The 5,219-nt window shown below is 69.4% G+C and carries 4 protein-coding genes and 1 pseudogene; 1 reads left to right on the plus strand and 4 read right to left on the minus strand.

From position 1 onward, the window contains the following. Positions 1-258: 258 nt before the first annotated feature. The 4 genes from ACIQOV_RS26380 to ACIQOV_RS26395 form a co-directional block, all read right to left on the minus strand. Complete coding sequence (locus ACIQOV_RS26380; protein ID WP_401052499.1) at positions 259-1,065, minus strand: DUF1932 domain-containing protein; 807 nt, start codon at positions 1,063-1,065, stop codon at positions 259-261. Between the two features lie 41 nt (positions 1,066-1,106). Next, on the minus strand, positions 1,107-2,309 hold the full coding sequence (locus ACIQOV_RS26385) for an HAD family hydrolase (RefSeq protein WP_401052500.1): 1,203 nt from the start codon (positions 2,307-2,309) through the stop codon (positions 1,107-1,109). Then, on the minus strand, positions 2,306-3,319 hold the full coding sequence (locus ACIQOV_RS26390; RefSeq protein WP_401052503.1) for an AAA family ATPase: 1,014 nt from the start codon (positions 3,317-3,319) through the stop codon (positions 2,306-2,308). Before ACIQOV_RS26390 ends, ACIQOV_RS26385 begins: the two co-directional genes overlap by 4 nt. Positions 3,320-3,512: 193 nt before the next feature. Next, the gene (locus ACIQOV_RS26395) at positions 3,513-4,259 is read right to left on the minus strand and encodes a GntR family transcriptional regulator (protein WP_401052502.1); all 747 of its coding nucleotides are present in this window, start codon (positions 4,257-4,259) and stop codon (positions 3,513-3,515) included. A gap of 383 nt (positions 4,260-4,642) precedes the next feature. Here ACIQOV_RS26395 and ACIQOV_RS26400 point away from each other — a divergent pair. Next, positions 4,643-5,219: pseudogene (locus ACIQOV_RS26400) on the plus strand (hypothetical protein); the annotation flags it as partial.

Raw genomic sequence — 5,219 nt, forward strand, 5'->3', positions numbered from 1 at the left:
GGTGCCGCGTGTGTGCCTGGAGCTTGGTACGGGTACCCTTCACTGCGTCACCACCCTTCTCGTGGTCGACCGGGACGGGCCCCCGGCCAGGGGCGCCGATCCACTCTGATGCCGTCCGAGCTTGTCCAAGGCTCGGACGGCAAAGCTTTTTGATCACTGCATGGCAAAGCCTACCCCTGTGGATAACGCCGAGCGTAGCCGTGAGTTCACCGTGTCGATCTGACGCCCTGACGATTGGGCGGACCGGCGAATACCTCATCAGCTGGACTCCCGCAGCATCTCCAGGGCGTCTTCCACCGAGAGCGCGCTGTTGTCCTTCGCATCTGTCCAACGCCGCAGCGTGCTGGCAACCGCGCGCATCACCTCGTCCGGCAGGCCCGACGCGATCAGCGTGTCGGCGGCCTCCTCCAGTTCAGGTGCCCACCTCCATGCCCGTGTTGCGGCCTTGGCGATGTAGTCGGTCTCGACCAGATAGCTGCCCTGCCGTGTTCCGGCGACGTCCAGCAGGGCCTGGCCAACGCCGTGGTGCTGCGCCAGGCCATAGGACAGGGCGGCGAGCACCCGGCTTGCCTTCTGATACGTCGTGTACGCCGCCTTGAGGGCGCTGGCCTGACCAACCTCCTCGCCCAGCACCGGCGTCGACACCGCGGTACCGGCGAACACCGCCGACACCAGCTTGGCAGCGTCGGATGGACCCGAGAGGAAGAGCTTCGTGCTCTTGCCTCCAGCCGGCGGGGAACCGATCACCGAGCCGTCCAGGACCGCCCGAGCGCTGCGACCCACCAGGTCGGCGATCCGCTGCGACCGCTCCGGACTGATCGCATTGCCCTCGACGTATACCCCGGCGAACCCACGCCCGGCGACATCGCGGGCGACGTCCTCGGCAGCCGCCGGCGGGCACAGGCTCAGCACAACCTCGGCCCGTTCGAACAACTCGCCCAGCTCGCGCACCGGCTCCAGCCCAGCCTGCGCAGCCCGTTGCACGGTCGCGGCGCTGCGCCCGGTCGGGCACCACAGCACCTGGCTCCCGGTCGACGCCGCGCAGGCTGCGACGGCAGCGCCCATGCTGCCCGGATGCAGTACCGCGAGGACGGGCCGAGCCGCCGTCACCGCGTACCTCGCACGACGTGGGCGAAGGCCTCTGCAGCGGTCCGGGCGACAAAGTCTGGCTCGGCGCCGCCCGGCCACTCCCGCCCGTGCGAGATCCAGATGGTGCGCAGCCCGGCGGCCTGGCCGCCGGCGATGTCGAGGTCGGCGTTGTCGCCGATCATCCACCCGCCCTGCGAGAGGTCCCGGCCGATGCTGGCGGCTGCGGCCTCGAAGGCTCCGCGCGCTGGCTTCCGGATGCCGGTCTCGCCGGAGATGCACACGGCGTCGACCACATCGGCGATGCCAGAGGCCGCGAGTTTGGCTCGCTGGATCTGCCCGCCACCGTTGGTGACGACGACGACCTGGTGGCCGACCGCCCGTACGGTGGTCAGGGCCTCGATCACGCCGGGGAACGGTGTCACCGAGGCGGCGAGCTCCGGCTCGTACCGCGACCAGAGCTCGTCGGCCGGCTCCGGGAGGCCGAGCTCGGCGCACAACCCCTCGATCACGTCCAGGTCCGCCCGGACCCGCATTGCCTCGAGCATCCGCTGCTCGACCTCCGCGCCCAGACCGTGCCCCGTGCAGTACCCGGACACCCAGGCCGTCACCGCGGCGAGTCGGTCGATCAGCGTGTCGTCGAAGTCAACCAGTACCAGCTCGCTGGGCTCGGTGAGTGCGTGACGGATCTGTGCGGCAGCGGCCTCGGGATCGACCTCGTCCGTGCGGATGGTCAGGTCGAATGGGAAGCTGCGGTTGGCGTCGAGGTCGGCGCGGGTGGCGTCCCAGGCGGCCAGTCGCGCCGGCGTGTCGACGTCGCCCCGGTCGGCTGACCGGGCCTCGGTCGTCTCCCGCGGGCACCAGAGCAGGACGGTCAACCAGCGTGCGGGGTAGCCGTCGAGGACCGCTCGCACGCCGTGGACCTGGCCCAGGTGCATCACCGGCACGCCGCCCGCGAACGCCTCGTCGAGGCCAGGCCGGTCCGTCACGTACGTGCTGTCGTACCGCGAGTTCGCGTACACGATGTCGCCCGCCGCCTCCAGCGCGGCCAACTGCTCTGCGGTGCCCATCCGGTAGCCGGTGGTCCTGCCCGTGCCGACCTTCAGTCGCTTGAACTGCTGGAAGCGCTGGTCGAGCTCCATCAGCGCCGACGTGACGGTGTCCTTGCCCGCGGCGGGCGGCCCGTAGAGGATCACGCCGCGTACGGCGGGTGCCTCGTTCACGCGTACACCTCCCGGATCGCCTGGCGGGCCTGGTCGGCGAGGGAGATCGCGGCGCCGAGCCGGTTGTCGACGACCAGGTGCGGCACGGCCGGCCGCAGGTCGACGTCGATCGTCTGCAGGTAATCGTCCCAGCGCCCCAGCTTCCAGGCGTCCCGGGCCGCGGAGCGGAAGCCGATGTACTCGCGCATCGACTCCGGGTCGCACTGGACCCAGATCGGTGCGACGTCGACACCGAGCGAGGTGCACTTGTTCGTGAGCCGCTGCATCCAGTCCGCGTTGGTCATCTCGGCGATGAAGGGTGCGGTGAGCACGGTGCTGATCCGGCAGTTAATGTTGGCCCAGGCTGCCTGCATCAGGCACTCGTACTCGAGGTCGCGTACCTGTTCGCGGTACAGATCGGTGTGCCGGTCGTGCGGGTCGCCTCCCAGCGAAACCAACAGCCGCTCCACCAACGGCCGGGTCAGCGGGTCCTTGTCCAGCAGCGGCCAGCCGGTCAGCTGGGTCAGGAACTTGGCGAACTCGGTCTTCCCGGACCCCGCGTAGCCGCCGACGAGGACAATGACCGGCCGGTGCGGATCGCCGCCGGTGTGCCTGCGCTTCCAGGCGTCCAGGATCCGCTGCTGCACGCCCATGTGGTCGGCCTCGTCGTTGCCAGGGGCGATCCGGTGGATCGCCCGCTCGACAGCGAGCACGTGCGCCCCGTTGTGATCGTCGCTAGCTGGCGTCAGGCGGAACTTCGTCTCCTCGCCCGGCAGCGCCGCGCGGAATCCGAGCTCAGGATCCGTCGCCCGGTACAGCAGGCAGTACGCCCGACGGTAGTGCGGACCGGGGTAGACCTCGCCCTGCTCGTGCTGCCACAGCGTCTGGGGATTCGCGGCCGGAATGCCCTTGAGCTTCGCCTCCTCGGCGACCTGGCGCAACTTCTCCCCCGCCCTCTCCAACGTCAGCCCGTGTGCCTCCCGCTGCGCACGCAGCAGGTCAGGCCGCCACCCCGTACGTCCCTTGGCCATGCCCCCACCCTCCACTGTCACCATGCCCGGCAGCCTAGGGCTGACCAGGCAAAACCCATGTGTATGCAGATGTGAATACGTGTGTACGGCCCCGTTGATGGAGCTGATGACGCAGCCGTGATTCTTCGTCAGGTCGCCAGACGCTGTGATGTATCCCATGAGAGACGAGAACTTGAAGCCGCTGCCGCAGAGGTCAGCCGGCCATGCTCAGCGTCAGCAGATGATGCAGGGGTGTGGTGCTGACCGTCACAAAGACCGTGGACTCCTGTGGATCGCGAGCAATGCTCAGGATCCGGAAGGCAGGGATGCCCTCTGCCATGCCGAGCGCTACAGCTGCGGCCTGATCCATAGGTTCGGCAGAGATGGTGGTGTCGGTGCGCAGCACGTTCCAGCCGAGCCAGTCGGCGAAACGGACTCCGGCCGGGGGAGACATGCGAGTGGCGCCGACCGGAGCCAGCAGGGGAGGGACCCCTTCGTGACCCTCAGGCTGACGAGACGCCAGCTCGTAGGGCACGATGGTCAACTTGTGCTGGACCGGAACGCCGTCTACCGAGCGGACCCGTGTGCGCTCCACGACATCGGTGTCAGCGATCCCCCACACAGCCATATGTGGCGGCGCGGGCAATTGGCGGACCAGGGTAGTGGCCTCGCTGGCCTCACCGCCGGATGTCGGCTTCCAAATCGGCATGCTCAGGTCGGGGGGGCCGAACGTCCCAAGGTGGGCTTCGGTGGTCGGGCCTGCGGTGACAACAGTGCCGCTACCGGGCTCAGTCCGGACCATGCCTAGAGCCGCCAGCTGAGCGTAGGCCGCAGCAACGGTCTGCTGACTTACGCTGCGCTCTTCCGCCAGCTTGCGCACGGCAGGGAGGCGCGTCCCGTGGCGGTAGCGCCCGGCCGAAATCCCTTCCCGGATCTCGGCCGCGATGGTGCTGGCGTTCAAGGTCGTCTCCTATCAAGCGACTGCTTGGCAACAGGCTATCGCGTCAAGCGATGGACGTCACTATCTTGACGCCCGTCACGACGTGACAGAACCATCTTGACACATGAGAGATGGATCCCTATCTTCGATTGCACCGGACCAGTTACGGTCCGCGACAGCGGTGTCACCCGCCTTCGGGCGGTGGCGAAAAGTCACCTCGGTGACAGGGGTCGAGCCCTAGCTCCCCCACGTCGGACGCCTACATATCGGGCACCACCCCACAGCGCTGCTGCGCTGTCTGTCCGCCAGGACCGCCGGCCGATCGGGCCGCGGGCCTGGCGGGCGGAGAGAGCAGCACCTCCGCTCCCCGAGCCCTTCCCCCGTCTTCCGTTCTGGAGGCCCCGATGCCCGCTCGCACCCGTACCAAGCGCCGCAGCTCGCTCCCCCCGCTGAAGCTCTCGACCCTGCTCCCCAACCTGTTCAACATCCGCCCGGACGAGGCGAACACCGTGGTCTGCCCCGACTGTCAGACCTGGCAGCGCATCATGGGCGACAAGACGCGCACCATCCGCGACCACTACTCCACCGACCTGTCCGGCGCCGAGTTGGCGGCCGGCCAGCGGGACACCCGCTGCCCCTCCGCGCGCCGGATCGTCGAGATCGACGTCCTGGTGGCGCGCTGGGCGCGGGACATCGAGGAGGGCAGCACCGAGACCGCGGCCCGCCGGCCGACCACGGTGTTGAAGAAGGTCAAGGCCCCGGCGCCCCGGGCGGTGCTGCACATCGCGCAGGGCCGCCCGGCCGAGCCCACCGTCCCCGCCAGGCAGGCCGCGCGGAAGCGTGCCCGCGGCTGGGAGGCCACCCGCGTCAGCACGCTCGTGACGGACGCCCTGCGGGAGCAGCCGCTGTACGGCGCGCGGGGCCCGCTCGTCTCGCTGACCCTTCCCGGCGGCATCGCCACGGAGCCGCCCCGGAAGCACC

Source organism: Kitasatospora sp. NPDC091257 (genome assembly GCF_044757675.1).
In the GTDB taxonomy this organism is placed as follows: domain Bacteria; phylum Actinomycetota; class Actinomycetes; order Streptomycetales; family Streptomycetaceae; genus Kitasatospora; species Kitasatospora lactacystinica.